At 55.0% G+C, this 17,768-nt stretch carries 16 protein-coding genes; 6 read left to right on the top strand and 10 right to left on the bottom strand.

Annotated elements, in window-relative coordinates:
* The 5 genes from uxaC to F454_RS0109070 form a co-directional block, all read right to left on the bottom strand.
* Window positions 1-1,407, bottom strand: a complete 1,407-nt coding sequence (gene uxaC / locus F454_RS0109090; RefSeq protein ID WP_018970341.1) for a glucuronate isomerase — start codon at window positions 1,405-1,407, stop codon at window positions 1-3.
* A gap of 4 nt (window positions 1,408-1,411) precedes the next feature.
* Window positions 1,412-2,503 carry an Ldh family oxidoreductase gene (locus F454_RS0109085; protein ID WP_018970340.1) on the bottom strand — a complete coding sequence of 364 codons (1,092 nt, stop codon included), beginning with the start codon at window positions 2,501-2,503 and terminating at the stop codon, window positions 1,412-1,414.
* A complete protein-coding gene (locus F454_RS0109080) occupies window positions 2,484-2,975 on the bottom strand; it encodes a gluconokinase (protein ID WP_018970339.1) in 492 nt (163 codons plus the stop codon). The genes F454_RS0109085 and F454_RS0109080 overlap by 20 nt, the downstream gene beginning before the upstream one ends.
* Window positions 2,976-3,011: 36 nt before the next feature.
* Window positions 3,012-3,995 (bottom strand): NAD(P)-dependent oxidoreductase, encoded by a 984-nt coding sequence (locus tag F454_RS14745; RefSeq protein WP_018970338.1) that lies wholly within the window; start codon window positions 3,993-3,995, stop codon window positions 3,012-3,014.
* A 95-nt stretch (window positions 3,996-4,090) separates the two neighbouring features.
* On the bottom strand, window positions 4,091-5,077 hold the full coding sequence (locus tag F454_RS0109070; protein WP_018970337.1) for an NAD(P)-dependent oxidoreductase: 987 nt from the start codon (window positions 5,075-5,077) through the stop codon (window positions 4,091-4,093).
* An 81-nt stretch (window positions 5,078-5,158) separates the two neighbouring features.
* Between F454_RS0109070 and F454_RS0109065 the strand changes: the two genes are divergently transcribed.
* The 5 genes from F454_RS0109065 (at window position 5,159) to F454_RS0109040 (ending at window position 10,101) form a co-directional block, all read left to right on the top strand.
* A complete protein-coding gene (locus tag F454_RS0109065) occupies window positions 5,159-6,310 on the top strand; it encodes a substrate-binding domain-containing protein (protein ID WP_018970336.1) in 1,152 nt (383 codons plus the stop codon).
* A gap of 85 nt (window positions 6,311-6,395) precedes the next feature.
* Window positions 6,396-6,941 carry an NUDIX hydrolase gene (locus F454_RS0109060; RefSeq protein ID WP_018970335.1) on the top strand — a complete coding sequence of 182 codons (546 nt, stop codon included), beginning with the start codon at window positions 6,396-6,398 and terminating at the stop codon, window positions 6,939-6,941.
* 131 nt (window positions 6,942-7,072) lie between these two features.
* Window positions 7,073-7,381: a putative signal transducing protein gene (locus tag F454_RS0109055; protein ID WP_018970334.1), complete on the top strand. Its 309-nt coding sequence runs from the start codon at window positions 7,073-7,075 to the stop codon at window positions 7,379-7,381.
* A gap of 27 nt (window positions 7,382-7,408) precedes the next feature.
* Entirely contained in the window at window positions 7,409-7,906 is a 498-nt protein-coding gene (locus F454_RS0109050) for a hypothetical protein (protein ID WP_156817219.1), read from the top strand.
* A gap of 521 nt (window positions 7,907-8,427) precedes the next feature.
* Window positions 8,428-10,101, top strand: a complete 1,674-nt coding sequence (locus F454_RS0109040; protein WP_018970331.1) for a serine hydroxymethyltransferase — start codon at window positions 8,428-8,430, stop codon at window positions 10,099-10,101.
* Between the two features lie 126 nt (window positions 10,102-10,227).
* On the opposite strand, the gene F454_RS0109035 is transcribed toward F454_RS0109040, so the two are convergent.
* A complete protein-coding gene (locus tag F454_RS0109035) occupies window positions 10,228-13,215 on the bottom strand; it encodes a leucine-rich repeat domain-containing protein (protein WP_026292813.1) in 2,988 nt (995 codons plus the stop codon).
* 348 nt (window positions 13,216-13,563) lie between these two features.
* On the opposite strand from F454_RS0109035, the gene F454_RS14740 reads away from it, so the two are divergent.
* Window positions 13,564-14,646 (top strand): AI-2E family transporter, encoded by a 1,083-nt coding sequence (locus tag F454_RS14740; RefSeq protein WP_018970329.1) that lies wholly within the window; start codon window positions 13,564-13,566, stop codon window positions 14,644-14,646.
* 210 nt (window positions 14,647-14,856) lie between these two features.
* Here F454_RS14740 and hisD read toward each other — a convergent pair whose 3' ends face one another.
* The 4 genes from hisD to F454_RS0109005 form a co-directional block, all read right to left on the bottom strand.
* On the bottom strand, window positions 14,857-16,152 hold the full coding sequence (hisD, locus tag F454_RS0109020) for a histidinol dehydrogenase (protein ID WP_018970328.1): 1,296 nt from the start codon (window positions 16,150-16,152) through the stop codon (window positions 14,857-14,859).
* Between the two features lie 246 nt (window positions 16,153-16,398).
* Entirely contained in the window at window positions 16,399-16,662 is a 264-nt protein-coding gene (locus F454_RS0109015) for a Txe/YoeB family addiction module toxin (RefSeq protein WP_018970326.1), read from the bottom strand.
* Entirely contained in the window at window positions 16,659-16,901 is a 243-nt protein-coding gene (locus F454_RS0109010) for a type II toxin-antitoxin system Phd/YefM family antitoxin (RefSeq protein WP_018970325.1), read from the bottom strand. Before F454_RS0109010 ends, F454_RS0109015 begins: the two co-directional genes overlap by 4 nt.
* 289 nt (window positions 16,902-17,190) lie before the next feature.
* A complete protein-coding gene (locus tag F454_RS0109005; RefSeq protein WP_018970324.1) occupies window positions 17,191-17,757 on the bottom strand; it encodes a DUF420 domain-containing protein in 567 nt (188 codons plus the stop codon).
* Window positions 17,758-17,768 lie beyond the last annotated feature (11 nt).

Raw genomic sequence — 17,768 nt, 5'->3', positions numbered from 1 at the left:
TTATGAAGGGCTAGGCCAGCCGAAGTACTGGCTGGGGTTGTGGTAGCAGATATCGGCAATGAATGATTTCAGAGATTCGATGTCATTGGGTATTTCTCCTGCGTTTGCGGCATTGCCAACAAATTGGCAGAGGAGCCTACGGAAGTATTCGTGGCGGACGTAGGAGGTGAATGAGCGTGAGTCGGTGAGCATGCCTACTGAGGTGCCTAGGGCGCTGAGTGAGCTGAGGATGTCGAGCTGTTCGCGGATGCCACGCACGTGGTCGAGGTGCCACCATGCTGGGCCGTATTGGATGAGTCCACGGGCGTCGCTATTCTGGAAGTTTTGGAGTGCGCAGCAGAGAGCTTCAGACTCATTGGGGTTGAGGTTGTAGACGATGGTTTTGCTGAGGACGCCAGTCTTGTTGAAGCGATTGAGTGCTTCGATGAGGCGTGCAGTTTGTGGCCATGAACCCATCGTGTCGAAGCCGCTGTCGGGGCCGATTTGTTCGGCCATCGCTTGGTTGACTCCGCGCTGGGGGCCGAGGTGCAGCTGCATTGTCCAGCCGCGATTTTTGTTCCAGCCAGCGATGTGTTTGAGGATGTCAAAGGCGATGGGCTCCCAGTCTTCTTGGGTGAGGGGGGCGCCTTCGAGAGCGGAGCTGAAGAGCTGCTCGAGCTGGTCTTGTGTGGCCTCTCCATTGGGCATGTGGGCGAGCCCGTGATCGGAAAGGCGGCAGCCTGCCATGTGGAAGTGGTCGTGCCGTTGCTTTAGGGCGTCTAGGAGGTGCTTGTAGTGGCTGATCTGGATGCCGCTTGATTGGCTGAGGGCATCGAGCCAGCACTGCAGTTTTCCGATTCCTGAGAAATTGGTACAGGAGTCGGGGCGGAATGTTGGGTAGACCTTGGTAGCGGCATCGCTTTTGGCGAGATCGGAATGCAGTGCCAAATCGTCACATGGGTCGTCGGTGGTACAGAGGAGTTCGACATTAAATTCCTGCAGCAATGTGCGAACGCTGATGCTTGATTGGAGCTGTGCGTTGGCGGCATCCCAGATGGGTTTTGCGTTGGCGGCGTTGAGTATCTCCTGGATGCCGAAGACACGCTGCAGTTCGAGATGGGCCCAGTGGTGGACGGGGTTGCCCAGCGCGAGTGGCAGGATGCTGGCGAAGGCTTCGAATTTCTCCCAGGGGCTGGCATCTCCGGTGATGAAGTGTTCATCCACTCCGCAGCCGCGCATGAGTCTCCATTTGTAGTGATCGTGTTTGAGCCAAAGCTCCCAGAGGTTCTCGAAGCGATGGTCGTCGAGGATCTCTCGCTGTGGGAGGTGGGTGTGGAAGTCAATGATTGGTAGCTGCTTTGCGGTCTCGTGATAGAGGCGCTTGGCAATGTCGGAATCAAGGAAGACGTCGTCGTGAAGGTAGCTCATACGCTTAGAGAGAGGTGAGTGGTGGTAGCTTGAGCTCGGCTGCGATAGCATTGAGTTCCTCGAGTTCGGCGCAGGAGAATAGCAAGCCTCCGGCTTCCGCGGTCTTTTTGGCTGCTTCGGCTTCGAGCTGTCCAGGCAGCAAGCAGTGCGCATTGCCGTGGCCTAGGATGTCATCGATGACTGCCTGCACGTTGGCGTCTTGGCTTCGCCCGTTGGCGAAGGCGCCGCCGCTCACGGCCTCGGGGTGGATGATCTGAAAGAAGAATGACGAGGTGGTTTTTTCCTGAGCATCGGAGGATTGGGTGCCGCGGATGGTGGGAAGTGAGCCTCCAATGTAGGCGGCGGTGAGTTCATTCACCAAGGAAAGTCCGTAGCCCTTGTGGCGGCCAAATGGGAGAAGCGAGACCGCTTCTGCGGGGTCAGTGGTGGGCTTGCCCTGGGCGTCCACGGCGGATTCAGGTGGCAAGGTGCCGCCTTCGCGCTTGAGTTGCTGCACTCGGCCCATGGATACCGTGGAGGTGGCCCAGTCGATGCAGATCGGGAATCCTAAGGTGTCGGTGGTGGGGAATGCCCAGGTGTGAGGGTTGGTGCCGAGCGTCGGGAATTTGCCCATGAATGGTACGACCTCCGCGAGGGTTGAGGTGCAGTTGGTGTAGGCGATGTAGCCGCGCTTGGCGGCATCAATAGCGTAGCCGCTGCCCCAGAGGTAGTGCCAGGCATTGTCGACAGAAACCATGCCGATGCCAAACTCGTCAGCGAGTTCGATGGCACGGTTGAACGCCTCTTTGGCCACTAGCTGGCCGAGTTTCTTATTGCCGTCCCAGACCTCTGCCGCGGCGAAGCGCTTGGGCAATTTAATGAGATCGGCACCAGGAGTGCAATTGCCGATGGCTGAGCCGAGTAATTCATCGAGGTGCAGCGCCTTGAGGGCATTGTGGGTGCGGTTGCCGTGGGTGGTGGCGACTGCTGCAATTTCGGCCGCGGCCCGGCCTTCTTGTTCATTGAATCCACGGGCGATGAATGCGGCGGTGATGAGGTCGTTGTGTGCGGCCTCCGACACGACGTGCATGGTTTCTTTAGAGCTGTTTGAGGACATGGTGGATGATTTCTTGGGTGCTTGGCTCGATGGAGACGCTGAGTGTGTCTGGCTCTGCGCTGGGGTCTTCTAGCGTGGCGAGCTGGCTATCGAGGAGGCTAGCAGGCATGAAATGGCTGCTAGAGTTTGCGCGCTGTTGCATCCTCTCTAGCAAGGTTTTACGACACCCTTGAAGGTGGATGAATTGCACCTTGCCGGCACGGCGCAAGATGTCACGGTATTGTTTTTTTAAGGCTGAACAGGCCGTAACGCTAGAGCTTGGAGTGTCGCGGATGAGTGCGGCGACCTGTTCTAACCATGGTTGGCGGTCTAGGTCGGTAAGGGGGGTGCCGGCAGCCATTTTCTCAATGTTTGACTGAGGGTGGAAATCGTCACCGTCATAGAAGCGTGCATTGAGTGCTTCTGCGAGGAGGCTGCCGATGGTGGATTTGCCACATCCGGATACGCCCATGATGATGAGGTGTTTGTGCATGATGAAAGGTGCTGCTGCTGGGGGGGAGGCGACTTGTTATTGGTTTACCAGATTCGGGCAGGCGGCTGGGCCTTGTTCGAGGATGGTGATGATATTCTGGGCGGCGGTGCTAGCCATCGCTGCGTTGGATTCAGCTGTGTTTGAGCCGACGTGTGGGGTGAGTAGCACGTTGTGGAGCACGCGCAGGTCTTTGGCTGCGGCTTGTGGCTGATAGGGTTCTACCTCGAAGACGTCGAGGCAGGCACCGGCGATGTCGCCATTACTGAGTGCATCGTAGAGGGCATTTTCATCAACGAGTGCGCCGCGTGCTGAGTTGATGAGAATAGCGCTGTCTTTCATTTTGGCAAACATCTCGGCATTGGCGATGTGCTTGGTGGCTGGCACGACTGCCATCAACAGTACAACGTAGTCTGCATCCGCGAGGGCGGCGTCACGATCGGTGGTGTAGCGGCTGAAGCCCACCGATTCTTTGAGATCGGTAAAGTTTTCTTCTGGTTGGATATCGACGCCGATGATGTCCATGCCAAAGCCGAAGCTAAGCTTCTGGCAGAGGTTCTGGCCGATGCGTCCGAAGCCTAGAATGGCGACCTTGCGGCCGCGCAGTTCCACACCTGCCTGAGGGAGCCATTGATTGGCGATGGTGGTGCGGTGGGAGGTATGTAGGTGGCGGGAAATGGCGCCCATCATCCAGCAGGCGTGCTCGGCGACCGCGTTGTCTAGCACTCCAGGTGTGTTGGCGACATAGAGGCCGTGCTGGGTGGCTAGATTTTTGTCGATGCTGTCGTGACCCACGCCATAGCGGGCGATGATGCCACCGCGTGGCAGGGCTGAGTAGAGAGCTCCGGTGTATGGGTAGATATCAGCGATGAAGGCTTTGACGTCGTTCTCTTGGATCTGTTTTGCGAGTGGTGCTTCTTGTTCGTTGACCGGCTCGAAGGTGTATTCCGTTTCTGCGTTGAGCTGCTCGAAGGTGGACTGCGCTTTGTGGTAGGAAATGCTGGAGACGTAAATGGTGCTCATGGTCGAAGTGTGGCGTGTTGGGGTAGGTGAGACAATGGTAAGAGGCGGATGGTGATTATACACATTGCGACAGTTTTATGCTGAATCGCTTCAATCTATTTGGGGTTCACAATGTTGCGGCACGCTGGTGCGCCTTGCTCCAGAATGGTGAAGACATTCTGTGCTGCTGCGGCGGCCATGGCGCTGTTTGACTCGCTGGTGTTGGCGCCGATGTGTGGTGTGAGTAGGATGTTGGGCAGCGTTCTTAGATCTTTGTTAGGATCTTGAGCGCGGTAGGGTTCATCTTCAAACACGTCCAAGCCGGCAGCTGCGATGTGGCCGCTGTGGAGCGCCTCATAGAGGTCGAGCTCGTTGACCACGGCGCCGCGCGCGGAGTTGATGAGACAGGCGTGGTTGGGCATTTTTTCGAAGAATGAGGCATCGGCAAGGTGGCGCGTGGCTGGGGTGGATGCCATCAGTAAGATGACAAAATCGGCGTCGGAGATGGCGGCGTCCCGGTCGGTGGTGTAGTGGCGGTATCCAGTGGTTTCCTGCAGGTGTGCATATTCAGATGCTGGGCGCGTCCCGACTCCGGTGACATGCATGTCGAAGCCGAAGCTGAGCTTGCGGCAGAGGGATTGGCCGATGCGTCCGAAGCCGAGGATGGTGGCTTTGCGGCCCTGGAGTTCGATGCCTGTGGCTGCGTTCCAGCTGCCCGCCACGGTGTTGTGGTGGGCGAGGTGGATGTGGCGTGCGAGATTGCCCATCATCCAGCATGCGTGCTCGGCCACGGCATTGTCGAGCACCCCGGGGGTGTTGGTGACGTAGAGCCCGCGTTGGCTGGCGAGCTCTTTATCAATGCTGTCGTGGCCGACGCCAAAGCGTGAAATGATGCCGCCATGGGGGAGTGCTTGGTAGAGTGAGCTGGTGTAGGGATGGGTGCCGGCGATGAAAGCTTTTGACTGGTGTTTACGAATTGCGTCAGATACGGTGTGCTCATCTTGCTTTACTGGGACAAAGGAATATGAGCTCTCTTGGTTGAGTGCCTCGAAGGTACTTTGGCCTTTGGCGAAAATGTTTTCTGCTACTAGGATGACTGACATGGTGGTAGATTAGTGTCGGTAGCTATAAGGAATAGGCCATGGAGACACAATATTGAATGTATTTATTGCGACATAGTGGTCATGCAGAAAAAATTAAATGTTCTATTTTTAGGAGACCGTGAGAGTTTTTACTCACGTGAGTTGCTACGCGGTTTTTTTTCCATGCGTTCGGAGTCGGTGAAGTGGAATTTTTGGTTTTTGCCAACCCAGTTCAGCATTGAGGAATTAGAGAATTATATCCAATTGAGAAAGATTGATGGGGTTTTGTCTCGTGGGCTGAGCCAGCCGGTGGCCGAGGCGATTGCGGCGATGGAGATCCCGTCTGTGTTTATTCGATCGGCCGAGGATGCTGATTCGGCGGCATATTTGAATGGCCCAATCCCGGATGACTTTGAAATTGGCCGTTTGGCTGGCGAGGAATTCTCTTATCTTAATCTAGGGTACTGGGGGTTTGTGCACTGGGGCGGGGTGATGTGGTCGGAAGCGCGCCGCAAGGTATTTCATTCTTATGCGACCTCGCTGGGTGTCAGTAATGAGACGCTCACTCTATCGCTTGAAGCCAGGGCAAACTGGAAAGCGGTGGAGCAGATAGCGGATTGGCTCGAGGCGCTGCCGAAACCCTGTGGGGTCTTGGCCTGCAATGATGAAGCTGCTCTGGATGTGCTGCATGCCTGCGAGATTCTCGGTTTGTCTGCGCCTGACGAAGTCGCCGTGATCGGTGTGGATAACGATCGCTTGCTTTGCGAATCGTCGAGCCCAACCCTGACCAGCATTGACCTCAAGGTGGCGGAGCTCGGTAGGGCTGCCGTGGTTGACCTTGGGAAGAGCTTGGGTGTCTACAGTGATTCCATGGAAATCCATCGGACACCGGCGAACATTGTCAGCCGTGAGTCGAGCCACCGTAAGGATAGGTACGCGTTGGTCTACCAAAAAGCGATGGATTACATCGAGGCTAGGCCGCTGTCGAATACTAGTGTGGAGGCACTGGCGAAGTTTTGTGGTGTTTCTCGCCGTGGCTTGGAGCGCGCCTTCGTGAAGTGCTCTCAGAGTAGCCCGGCTGTGGTGATGCGCGAGCGCAAGGTTGAGGCGATTGTTGATTTACTTCAGGACCCGTCGGCCCGCTTAGAGACTATCGCTCAGCAGGCAGGGTTTTCGGACCCTGTGGGCTTGTCGAACTTTGTGAAGCGCATGACCGGAAAGCCGCCGGGCGAGCTGCGCAAGACGAGTCGTTGAAAGCTGCGCTCTCCCGACTGGTCTGATGATGTCTTCGGGGATCACGGCTTGCTGTGGTCGCTCTCATTGTGTTAGTTCGTAAGCCATGACGAATGATGATGTGGAGGTGTTGCATGAGGGGAAGTACTTGGGCTTGTATCGCCGGGGGAATTGGGAGTTTGCCCTGCGCCCACAAGCGGCAGTGTGTGCCACGATCTTGCCGCTAACCGATGCAGGTGAGGTGGTGCTGGTGGAACAATTTCGCGTGCCGATGCAGTGCCGTGTGATCGAGGTGCCCGCTGGATTGGTGGGCGATGAACCAGAATTTGAAGGTGAGACTGTGGCCGATTGCGCCGCGCGTGAATTATTGGAGGAAACTGGATTTCGCGCGGGTAAGATGATCGAGCTGATCGCCTCGCCAACCTCAGCCGGCATGACGCCGGAGGTGACGCATATGTTCGCGGCTACGGGAATCGTACGCGAGCACGCAGGTGGCGGAGTCGATGGCGAAGACATCCAAGTGCACGTCGTGCCAGTCGCAGAGCTCAACCAATTCCTCGCCGATCAACAAGCTGCAGGCCACGCCATCGACTTTAAAATCCACGCGAGCATGTACCAAGCGGGGGTCCTTGGTTTGTTGGGTGTCTCTTGAAGTGCAATTCATCGAGGCGGTGGCCATGTGCGCCGGCTGATCGAGGAATGGGTTGTTGATTCCATTCACTCGAATAATCTTCCTAAAGGACGCCTTTGTTTGTTAGTGTTTTAGGCAAGCATTAAAGAGCCATGATAGAAGTGTATCGAGACCGAGACAGCGCAACAATTGGCCATTTGCAGAGCCTGCTGGAGGCTGAGGGGATTAGCACCTACCTGCGCAACGAGCATGCCTCAAGCACAACCATCCCGATTCCAGAGGTGACGCCTGCCTTGTGTATTCTAGAGGAGGCTGAGGTCGAGCGTGGAGTCGACTTGATCCGCGCTTACCTTGAAGCTCCCAGCGCAGACCCTAACGAGGAATTGACCTGCCCCACATGCGGCGAACTAAGCCCTGGCACCCTAGCCGTCTGCTGGAGCTGCGGTGGGGATTTGGTGTGAGGGCGGATGACCAGATTTGAGAGCATTATGATAGGACGATTGACTACTATATCGATATTCGCAGTGTGCTTAATTTCATGTGAGGAACAACACTCGAAAATTTATGGGACTTGGGAGTCTGATGGTGAGCGTACTTGGACTTATCTCGAAGAACGTACCAATCTCTCTGCTAAACAACGAGTGACCTTGAAGTCGTTGTTCGGCAATGCTTCTATTACCTACAATCCTGATGGAACAGGGATGCTAGATCAGCAAGCATTCACAATGGATGTGCTGGATGCTGAATCCTTGGAGATGGAGGCATATTCTCAAGAATTCACTTTTGAAGTAGTGGGTGAGTCTGAGGCGCAGGTTGTTATAAGAATAACTTCAGATCTCCCTTTGGTGGAAGATTACCCATATGCCGTCATGCGTTTTGAGAATAATGATACATACTCTGTGTCTCTCTGTGATTCGATTTCAGAAATTGCTGGAAGAGAGTTTTTTAAGCGTAAGCAGATCCATAGCTCATTAGTTGATGATTAGTTTAGAATCCGATTGAGGCACAAGCTTAGATCACGGGCGAACGTGAAGTCGGGCAGGGATGGTTTTCCAACCGTGTCCGTCATAGCTTTAGCGGCGACTGGAACCGCCCAGCTGGCTTGGGTGCGTATCTTTTGGGAGCGCGAACTGCCGTTGCGTCGTGAATTCAGCAATTCTTAGCACCCAAGGTATGACCAATATGTTGTAGGCCTACAGCCTACGTTGTTTGTTTGTCGAACCTAGGGTTGCATGCGGCTTTGCCGCCCTGACCCTAGGCTGATATGGTTTTCGCCTTTAGCGAAAGGAATCCTGGGTTTTCTCGATCGGTGCACTACTGGACGGCTTCTGCCCAATGGGCAGCTCGGCTGGGGTCGAGGGAAAGCCATCCCTACCGAAGCATTTAGCCAGATCGACTGTGTTTGGTTTCAAAAAAAGCACCACAGATTGCATTCTACGGTTGCGTTTTTTGCGAACATAAGGAAAGTCACTCAACACCAATTTCTTAATTCCACAGAGATAATTTTATGAGTGATTCCAGCATCCGAATTGCAGTAGGCGCCGACCACGGCGGAGTAGAGCACAAAGACGCGATCGTGCGTCACCTCACCGCTAAGGGTTTCGAGCTCAAGGACTACGGCACAGACTCCAAGGATTCTGTGGACTACGCAGACTTCGCCAACGACGTGGCGGTAGAAGTGAGCCAGGGCCAATTTGAGTTTGGTATCTTGGTCTGCACTTCAGGTGTGGGTGTGAGCATGGCAGCGAATCGCTTCATTGGTGTGCGCGCTGCGAATGTGCAGTCTGTAGAAGACACACAGGTAGCCCGCGAGCACAACAACGCCAACATCCTTTGCATCGGTCAAAAGCACGTGGACGAAGCGACTGCGCTCGCCATGGTAGACACATTCCTCAGCGAGGCCTTCGCAGGTGGTCGCCACGAGCGCCGCATCACCAAGGCCTCCGGTAGCGCGATTGCTGTTTCTGATCCAGCTGTCTTCGAGGCAATGCAGGAAGAGACACTGCGCCAGCGCAACAACATCGAGCTTATTGCTTCAGAAAACTTTACATCCCGCGCGGTTCAGGAAGCCCAGGGTTCCCTCCTCACCAACAAGTACGCCGAGGGCTACCCAGGCCGCCGTTGGTACGGTGGTTGTGAGCACGTGGACGTGATCGAGCAGATCGCGATCGACCGACTCAAGGAACTCTTTGGTGCTGACCACGCGAACGTGCAGCCGCACTCTGGATCACAGGCGAACACTGCGGTGTACTTCTCAGTGCTCAAGCCAGGCGACAAGATCCTCACCATGGATCTCGCGCACGGTGGTCACCTCACACACGGCCACAAGGCAAACTTCTCTGGGAAGTTCTATGATGTTCAGCACTACGGAGTGAGCGAAGAAGACGAGAGAATCGACTACGATGCGCTCGAAGCTGCTGCGGTAGAATTCCAACCAGCGCTCATCACCACGGGTGCTTCAGCTTACCCACGTACGATCGATTTCGAACGCATGGGGCAGATTGCTAAGAAGGTGGGTGCTTACCTCTTTGTGGACATGGCGCACATCGCTGGTCTCGTGGCCGCGGGCGTTCACCCGAACCCAGTGCCTCACGCAGACTTCGTCACTTCTACCACGCACAAGTCACTCCGTGGCCCACGCGGTGGTGTCATTCTTTGTAAGGAAGAACATGCGAAGAAGATCGACTCCACGGTGTTCCCAGGAATCCAGGGGGGGCCGCTCATGCACGTGATCGCAGCCAAGGCAGTGTGCTTCGGTGAAGCACTCAAACCTGGCTTCAAGGAATACTCAGCGCAGGTGGTGAAGAACGCGCAAGCCATTGCAGCACGCCTTGCGGAGCACGGCTACCGCATCGTTTCCGGCGGCACTGACAACCACCTTCTCCTTGTGGACTTCCGTCCAATGGGGATCGACGGTTCCATCGTCTCCACCGCCCTCGATGAGGCTGGTATCACCGTGAACAAGAACTCGATTCCTTTCGACACCGCTGGCCCATTCAAGCCATCCGGTATCCGCATCGGTACTCCAGCAGTGACATCGCGCGGCATGAAAGAAGCACACGCTGTGCAGGTGGCTGACTTTATCCATGCAGCGATCGAGAACCGCGACGATGAAGCCAAGCTCCACGCCATCCGCGAGGAAGTCTACGCCTTCAACCGCGCCTTCCCACTCCCACGCTAGTGGCTAGGTTGCTGCCATAGAGTAAGCAGTAGAAAGCGAAACATTTCATAGCGGAGGAACCCTAGGTTTCTCCGCTATTTTATTATCAATTGGGGAGGGCACATGCCTGATCAAGCCGACGTTGCTTTAGCTATTCTCGGAGGTTAGCAAGTAGAGGTTGATCTTGATGAAGTGTTGGTCGTTGGTGGCGGGGTAGGTGACGGTACGAACGCCATTGCTGTAATCGTTTTCAAAGCCGAGGTAGGACCAACTATCGAGGTCGCTGCTTCGCAGTACCTGATAATGCACGTTCTCGGCTTCGTAATCGAGCACGAGGGTGAGTTTGCCGTCGATGAGTTTTGCGCTAGGGATGTCGCTTGGGTTGTTGGTGGCTTCGGGATCGAGTCCGAAGGCGTAGGCTTCTAGGATGGTGACACCGTCGCCATTGGCGTCCTGAGTCATGTCTGCATCGAAATCAAAGCCTGACTCTAGCATCCAGAGTGCGGCTGGGTAGAGGCCTTCATCAATGGATACTGCCGAGGCGGTGTCGTAGGTGTCGGAGTAGCCTGTGGTTCCATCAAAGTAGTAGACGGTGAGTGCATCGTTTGTGCTCTTGAAGTGCTCGCCATCAGCAACGTCGATGGCATTGCCTCGGAAGATCACGGACTCGAGTAGCTTGGAGCCTTCGAAGGTTTTGCTATCCCAGCTACTTAGGGTGCTGGGTAGAGTGATGGTGCGCAAGTTGTCGCATTGGTAAAACACTCGGAAACCCAAGGTGCTAACTCCGTCGGGGATTTCGAGGTTGATCAAGCCATCACAGTAGGCGAAGGCATAGGAATTGATGTGGGTGAGCCCCGCTGGGAAGGTGATGTTGGCTAGGGAATAGCAGCGGTAGAAGCAATAGGACGGGATGGTGGTGACCTGGCTGGTCATGTCTACGGTGGTGAGGTTGGAACAATCACGGAACGCGTTCTGGCCAATACTGCTGAGTGTGCTGGAGAAGGTGATGCTGGTGAGGCCTGTGCAGTATTCAAAGGCTTCGTCCGCAATGCTCGTCACTGCTTCTGGAATGGTAAACGCGCCGATGAATCCCGGCGGGTAGAAGATGAGTTCAGAGCCATCCAGCGAGTAGAGCACCCCATCTGTGACGTTGTAGAGTGGGTTGCCAGCGCGCAGTTTGATCTCGGTGAGTGAGGAACAACGGTAGACGATGTCGGCGCGGAATTCTTCCAAGGAATTGGGGATCGTGAGGCTTAGGAGGTTTTCGCATCCATAGAAAACGGATTGCTCCAAGGTCTCGATTCCTTCTGGTAGATCGATACTGGTGAGGGCGTAGCATTCAATAAAGGCTTCTTCATCAATGGTGGTGAGGCCAGTCGAGAAGTTGATGGTGTGAAGCTTGTAGCATTCTCCAAACGCGTAGACTCCAATGTAATCGAGGGTGCTAGGGAAGGTGACACTGGTGAGTTCCTCACAATAGGCAAAGCTTTCTTCGCCGATGCTGGTCACGCCGTGTGGGATGCTCAGTGTGGTGAGGGCTGTGCAACTGGTGAAGGCGTAGTCTTCAATCTCGGAGACATTACTCGGAAAGGTGAAGCTTTGCAATGAAGTGCAATAGCCGAAGCAATTTTCAGGAACGCTACCCAGCCCATCTGGAAGAGTCACATTGGCTAAGTTATTGCAGCTATAGAATGAGCTAGATCCTAGGCTCAGGGAGCTGTGGTAAAATGCCACGGTCTCGAGCGCATCACATTCCTCAAAGGCACTACTGCCCACGGTGTGTATGGAGGCTGGAGCATCGAAGGTGATGAGGCCATCGCATTGTTCGAAGCACTGTGAGCCCAGAGTGTTCAGGCTACTAGGAAAGGTGATGCTGCTAAGCTTGGGGCAGTTTCTGAAGCATTTACTCGGGAAGGTGGTGACCAAGCTGCTGGATCCATCGACACTGACAAGCTCGCCACAGCCTTCAAAGGCTGAGCTGCCAATGGTGTCTAGGGTGCTGGCAAAAGTGACGGCTGTGAGAGCATCACAATTGCTAAATGCTTCGGCCGTGATGCTGGACACGCCCTCTGGAATGGTGAAGCTCCCAGCCGCCGCAATCGGGTAGGCGACGAGCTCAGTGCCTGCAAGGTTGTAGAGCACACCATTACTACTCGAAAAGCTAGGGTTCCCAGCGCTGACGTTCAAGGCCGCCAAGTTGTTGCAGCCAGAAACATAACTGAGGTCAAAGCTGGTGATCGCGCTGTTTAAGGTGAGGCTGGTGATGGACTTGCAATTTTGTATGGCTGAGTTGGCGATGCTGGTGACGCTGAAGGGCACTGTGTAGTCACCTGTGGTGCCCTTGGTGACAAAGAGCAGTTCCGTGAGGTCTGAGCTGACGACTGAGCCACCACTCGCGGCGTAGCTTGTGTTGTTTGGGTGAATGTTCACCGTCGTCAAGGCATCAGCATTGTTGAACGCACTGGAGTTGATTGAACTCACGGTCGATGGGATGTTCAAGGTTGTCAGTGAACTGCAGTCGTAGAACACATCGGCTGCGATGCTCTGGAGTCCTTCATTGAGAGTGACCGTGCTCAGCTTCACGCAGTCGACAAACATATTTTTAGAAAGCGTGCTCACCCCAGATGGGATCTCGATGCTCTCCAGCTCAGAACAGATGATGAATGCGTAGGCTCCGATCGAGTCAAGGGTGGAGGGAAGCGAGATGGACTTGAGTCCCGTGCAGCCAATAAAGGCGTAGGTGTTAATACTTTCGACCCCTTCTGGTATGACGAGGTTGTCTAGCGCGTAGCAGGCGCGGAACGTCGCTGTGCTGATCGATGTGAGGCCGGTAGAAAGCTGGATGCTCTCAAGCTTGAGGCAGTTAAAGAAGCAATAGGAACCAATGCTGGTGACCGTGTTCGGCATGGTCATGCTCGTGATCTGGTTGCAGCTTTTGAATGCTTCAGAATCAATTGCCACCACTGGTAAGCCATCGATGGTGTTGGGGATGTCCATCGCGCCTGAGGCTGATGTCAGGCAATCTGTGATGGTGATGCCGCTGCCATCACTGGTGTAGGTGAGGTCTGAAAGGTCTGCGGCGATGGTGACGTGAATGAGGGAGAGCGAAATGAGGAATAGTTTGATCCAATGCATGCTTGTGTGTCGGTAATCTCGAGGCTCTGGGGAATTGAGGCTTATGGTCTTAATTTGGCAGACGAAGATTAATGAGGGATGAAGATTGTCACGCAGATTTGTCAAACGCTTGAATGGAATGAGCTGTGATTGAGGCGCTAGAGTTGCCGACCAAGAGCGTGTGGTTGATCGATCTGACAGCCCCATCGACAGCGTGGGCCAGGAGTTTATCCGCGTGCGAATGTTGAAAAAGGTAGGTTGATTGGCACTCTAGTTTGTTGCTTGAGTGCTGTGAGTGGGAGCTGCATTTGTTTGGCTGGGACTCTTTCGAGCTTGCTCATTTTGCATGAGGGTTCATATCAGTTAGGTATGGATGATTCTCCAAATCGTGATTCTGGCCGATTCCAACGTTCTGCAGTGCTGTTGTTGGCCGTGGGGATCACCATTCTATTTTTGTTTGTGGTGAAGGATTTCTTGATGCCATTGTTGTTGGCTGGGATTTTTGCAGGCTTATTGCAGCCTGTGTACCGCAAGTTGCGGATCGCCTTGAAGGGCAGGAAGGTGCTGGCGTCTGTGGTCACGATCATGCTGGCTTTGTTGTTGATTGGTTTGCCGTTGGTCGCCTTAACCAGTGTGGTGGTGGGGCAGGCGTACCGTGTGAGTGACTCAGCATTTTCTTGGCTGCAGTTTCAGATGGAGCACACCAGTATTGAAGAGAGCAGCCTATGGTTGAGCTCTCATTTCCCAGAAATTGAGGCATTTCTTCCAGAACAAGAGAAAATCGTTGAGATCCTAGGTCAGGGAGCCAGCAAGGTGGCTACCGTGATCATGAGTAGTCTCACATCGATGACCACTGGAGTGGCGTCTTTCATGCTGAATTGTTTTGTGATGCTATACGCGATGTTCTTTTTCTTGATCGATGGCCCGAGCATTGTGCGTAAAATGATGCATTATTTGCCACTCAATAGAGAACACCGAGATGCGATGTTGGGTCGTTTCACTCAGGTCACAAGAGCCACGCTGAAGGGCTCGGTAGTGATTGGCTTTATCCAGGGTGCACTGGGTGGCGTGGGGCTCTATGCGGCCGGTGTGGAAGGGGCCGTTTTTTGGTCGGCAATCATGATGGTGCTTTCGGTGATTCCGGGGATCGGGACGCCACTCGTTTGGGGGCCAGCAGTGGTGTGGTTGCTCATCCGTGGGGACTACATGGCGGGCTGCTTGCTATTGGCCTGGGGCGCCGGTGTGGTGGCATCTGTCGATAATGTGTTGCGGCCAATCTTGGTGGGGAAAGATGCGAACTTGCCAGACCTTTACATCCTGATTGGCACACTCGGCGGTATCTTCATGTTTGGTGCCGTGGGCTTTATTATTGGTCCCATCATTTGCGCCCTCTTCGTCACCGTCTGGGACATCTACGGGGTGGTCTACCAAAGCGAGCTCGAGAAGGATTAGCGGCAGAGCACGCAGTCCGAGCGGTCGAGCACTTTAGGGGTCACAGCGGGTTGAGAGCCCTTCAGAGTTTCGTTAAGCATCGGGATCGCAATATGCGAAGCGGGAAGGAGGATGCGGCAACACCCTAGCCGGACGACTAAGGACAGTCGTCCCACCGGCTGTAGAGGTGCCGCGGCAAGCTAGGGAGCTAATAACTCGTGACCACTCAGCCTAGGCTTTGTGGTTTGCGCGGATGCTGACTGAGGCGCCGTGAGCGTCTAGGCCTTCGACGCGAGCGAATTCGGCGACGTGTTTTTCTGAGGCTTGGACTGAGGCTTGGTCCATGCGCACGATTGAGGTGCGGCGCTGGAATTGGTCGGCGCGGATGCCGGAGAATGATTTGCCTGAGCCGCCGGTGGGTAGGGTGTGGGACGGGCCGGCTAGGAAGTCGCCGACGGCGACGGCGGCGAAGTTGCCCACGTAGATGGCACCTGCGGTTTTGACTTTATCGAGCCACGCCTCTTCGTTATCGACGATGAGTGAGAGGTGCTCAGGGGCAAAGGCATTGCAGATTTCGATCGCTTGGTCGAGCGACTCGGTGACGAGGCAGAAGGTTCCGGCGTCGAGCACCTTGCGGATGTAGTCGGCGCGGGAGAGGAGCTTGGTTTGGCGCTCGATCTCGGCTTCTACTTTGACGAGGAGTTCGCGTGAGGTGGTGGCGAATCCGACGATGCTGTCGCCGCCGTGTTCGGCTTGGGCGAGCATGTCGGCTGCGATGAACCCTGGGTTTGCGGAGTCGTCGGCAATGATGAGGACCTCACTTGGCCCAGGGAGAAGGTCGATCGAGACGGCGCCTACAAGCTGGCGTTTGGCTTCTACCACGAAGCTATTGCCGGGGCCGAAGATTTTTTCGACTGGGACCACGGTCTCGGTGCCGAGCGCCATGGCGGCGATTGCCTGGGCACCGCCGACTTTGATGATTTGGGTGGCGCCAGATTCTTTGAGCGCGTAGAGGAGTGATGGGTTCACCTTGCCATCTGGGCCGGCTGGGGTGGCGGCTAGGATGTCGGTGACGCCGACCGCTTGACCAATAGCGGCGGTCATGAGTGCGGTGGACACGAGGGGTGCTTTGCCTCCCGGGATGTAGACGCCGACGCGGTCGTAGGGGACGAAGCGTTCGCCCACTTCAGCACCCTCGGCATTGTGGTATTTCCAATCCTGGCGCATGCTGCGCTGGGCAAAGGCGTGGACATTTTTCTTGGAGGCGGCGATTGCTTCTTTGACGGAGTCCTCCACGAGTGCTTCGGCTTCGGCGAGTTCGGCTTCGGTGACGAAGAGTGTGTCGTCGGTGAGGTCGAGTTTGTCGAACTTTGAGGTGTATTCGAAGACCGCTTTATTGCCACCTTGGCGCACGCTTTCGATGATGCCAGCCACGGTTTGGTAGAGCTCTTGGCTAGGGATCGCACGGCGATCGAGGTCGGCCACAAAGGAAGCGAATGCAGTGTCTTGGAAGCTGATGGTTTTCATGGGAAAAAGTATTCAGTTGGCAGTTTTCAGTTGGCAGTTTTCAGAGCCAGCATGATGGAACCTAAGAACCCTAGGTTTGGCCGTTGCGCTGGAAGGTAAGAGGGAATCGGCAAAAGGTAAAATGCTTTTTGCTTTGGAGTGCGGTCGCGCGAGCTGCCGCTTTGGCGGAAGGCTGCAGCGCCAGCTGCATGGGGGCTGGGAGTTGAAGTATTAGCAGGCAAGAACCCTAGGTTTAGGCTCAGGGGCTTAACTATAGTACGTCCAGAGGCGGAGGACTTTGACTGTCTTTTCCTCTTCGACGACTTGATAGACGAGTCGGTGTTGGATGTTGATTCTGCGTGAATAGGCTCCTTTGAGATCTCCCACTAGTGCTTCGAAGGGGGGAGGATCGGCAAATGGATCCTCACTGATGAGGCTGAGTAAGTCTTTTGCTTTTTTAGCGAGGTGGCTACCTTTGAGCTTTTTAGCGTCTTTCTGAGCCTGCTTCGTGTATGCGAGCTGGTAGTTCACAGGTCGATGCTATCGCTGCAGTCTGATGTTGGAGTGTTCATGCCATCGACAATGGACTGACGCATTCCAGGGATGCTGAGCAGGTGGAGGGTCTCTTGAATGGATCGCCAATCGCTTTCGCCAACAAGAATGGCGTTGCCTCTTTTTCCTGTAATCTGCACCGGTTCATGATCGTTCAAGGTAGAGTCGATCATGCGGTAGAGGTTCGTGCGCGCGGAAGTGGCTGTCACAGTCTTCATATCAATAACGTACGTGATAACGAAAAATTGTGCAATACTTTTGTGAGCATTGCTCGCGCCCACCGCGCCGCTGGGGCCGAGGTTTATGCTTGGGCAAGGAACCCTAGGTTTTCGCTACCGCTCGACCTAGTGCTACCTTTTGTGACCCCTCCGGGGTCGATGTGGAGTTGAGCCTTAGGTGAAGCACTTTTCAGATTTCACTTTTGAGTTCTGACTTTAACAAGGAACCCTAGGTTTTCGCTGAAAATACTAGCTACTTGCCACGTGCCACTGGCTACTTTCCAAAAAACTAGGGATAGTAAGGCTGGAGCAGGAAGTAGCAGATCGGGCCGGTGATGGCTACGTAGAGCCACATGGGGAAGACCCAGCGTGCGAGTTTGCGGTGTTTGGCGAATTGGTTGACCACGCCATTGATCCAGGTGAAGAGGATGAATGGGAGGCTGACGCCGGCGAGCACGATGTGGCTGATGAGGAAGAAGAAGTAGACGACACGCATGGTGCCTTCTCCGCCGTAGCGGATTTCTTCGGTGGTGAAGTGGTAGGCTACGTAGCCGAGCAGGAAGAGTACCGAGCTGATCATGGCGACGGCGATGGCGCGCTTGTGGAGCAGGATGTTCTTTTGTTTGATTCCCCAGACGGCGACGATGAGTGCGAGGGCGACTACCGAGTTGAGCGCGGCGTGGATGGGGGGGAGGAACCCTAGGCTTACGCCTTCTGGGAGTGGGATGCGGAGCTCTGGGCGGCGCATGAGACCCACCAAGATGAGGACGGCTGCGGTGAGGATCCAAGCGGTGATCTTGAGCTTGCGCTCGAGCTGCGGCTTGGCCGGGCGTTTGAGGTATTCGGAGTAGTTCATTCCTTTGGGGT

This window comes from Rubritalea marina DSM 17716 (assembly GCF_000378105.1).
In the GTDB taxonomy this organism is placed as follows: Bacteria; Verrucomicrobiota; Verrucomicrobiia; order Verrucomicrobiales; family Akkermansiaceae; genus Rubritalea; species Rubritalea marina.
The sequence above is the reverse complement of the archived record's forward strand: the minus strand, read 5'-3'. Positions and strand labels throughout refer to the sequence as shown.

Bases quoted from the DNA above. Each gene is read 5' to 3' on its own strand.
- uxaC (WP_018970341.1), bottom strand. From the start codon at position 1,407: ATGAGCTACCTTCACGACGACGTCTTCCTTGATTCCGACATTGCCAAG.
- F454_RS0109085 (WP_018970340.1), bottom strand. From the start codon at position 2,503: ATGTCCTCAAACAGCTCTAAAGAAACCATGCACGTCGTGTCGGAGGCC.
- F454_RS0109080 (WP_018970339.1), bottom strand. From the start codon at position 2,975: ATGCACAAACACCTCATCATCATGGGCGTATCCGGATGTGGCAAATCC.
- F454_RS14745 (WP_018970338.1), bottom strand. From the start codon at position 3,995: ATGAGCACCATTTACGTCTCCAGCATTTCCTACCACAAAGCGCAGTCC.
- F454_RS0109070 (WP_018970337.1), bottom strand. From the start codon at position 5,077: ATGTCAGTCATCCTAGTAGCAGAAAACATTTTCGCCAAAGGCCAAAGT.
- F454_RS0109065 (WP_018970336.1), top strand. From the start codon at position 5,159: ATGCAGAAAAAATTAAATGTTCTATTTTTAGGAGACCGTGAGAGTTTT.
- F454_RS0109060 (WP_018970335.1), top strand. From the start codon at position 6,396: ATGACGAATGATGATGTGGAGGTGTTGCATGAGGGGAAGTACTTGGGC.
- F454_RS0109055 (WP_018970334.1), top strand. From the start codon at position 7,073: ATGATAGAAGTGTATCGAGACCGAGACAGCGCAACAATTGGCCATTTG.
- F454_RS0109050 (WP_156817219.1), top strand. From the start codon at position 7,409: ATGATAGGACGATTGACTACTATATCGATATTCGCAGTGTGCTTAATT.
- F454_RS0109040 (WP_018970331.1), top strand. From the start codon at position 8,428: ATGAGTGATTCCAGCATCCGAATTGCAGTAGGCGCCGACCACGGCGGA.
- F454_RS0109035 (WP_026292813.1), bottom strand. From the start codon at position 13,215: ATGCATTGGATCAAACTATTCCTCATTTCGCTCTCCCTCATTCACGTC.
- F454_RS14740 (WP_018970329.1), top strand. From the start codon at position 13,564: ATGGATGATTCTCCAAATCGTGATTCTGGCCGATTCCAACGTTCTGCA.
- hisD (WP_018970328.1), bottom strand. From the start codon at position 16,152: ATGAAAACCATCAGCTTCCAAGACACTGCATTCGCTTCCTTTGTGGCC.
- F454_RS0109010 (WP_018970325.1), bottom strand. From the start codon at position 16,901: ATGAAGACTGTGACAGCCACTTCCGCGCGCACGAACCTCTACCGCATG.
- F454_RS0109005 (WP_018970324.1), bottom strand. From the start codon at position 17,757: ATGAACTACTCCGAATACCTCAAACGCCCGGCCAAGCCGCAGCTCGAG.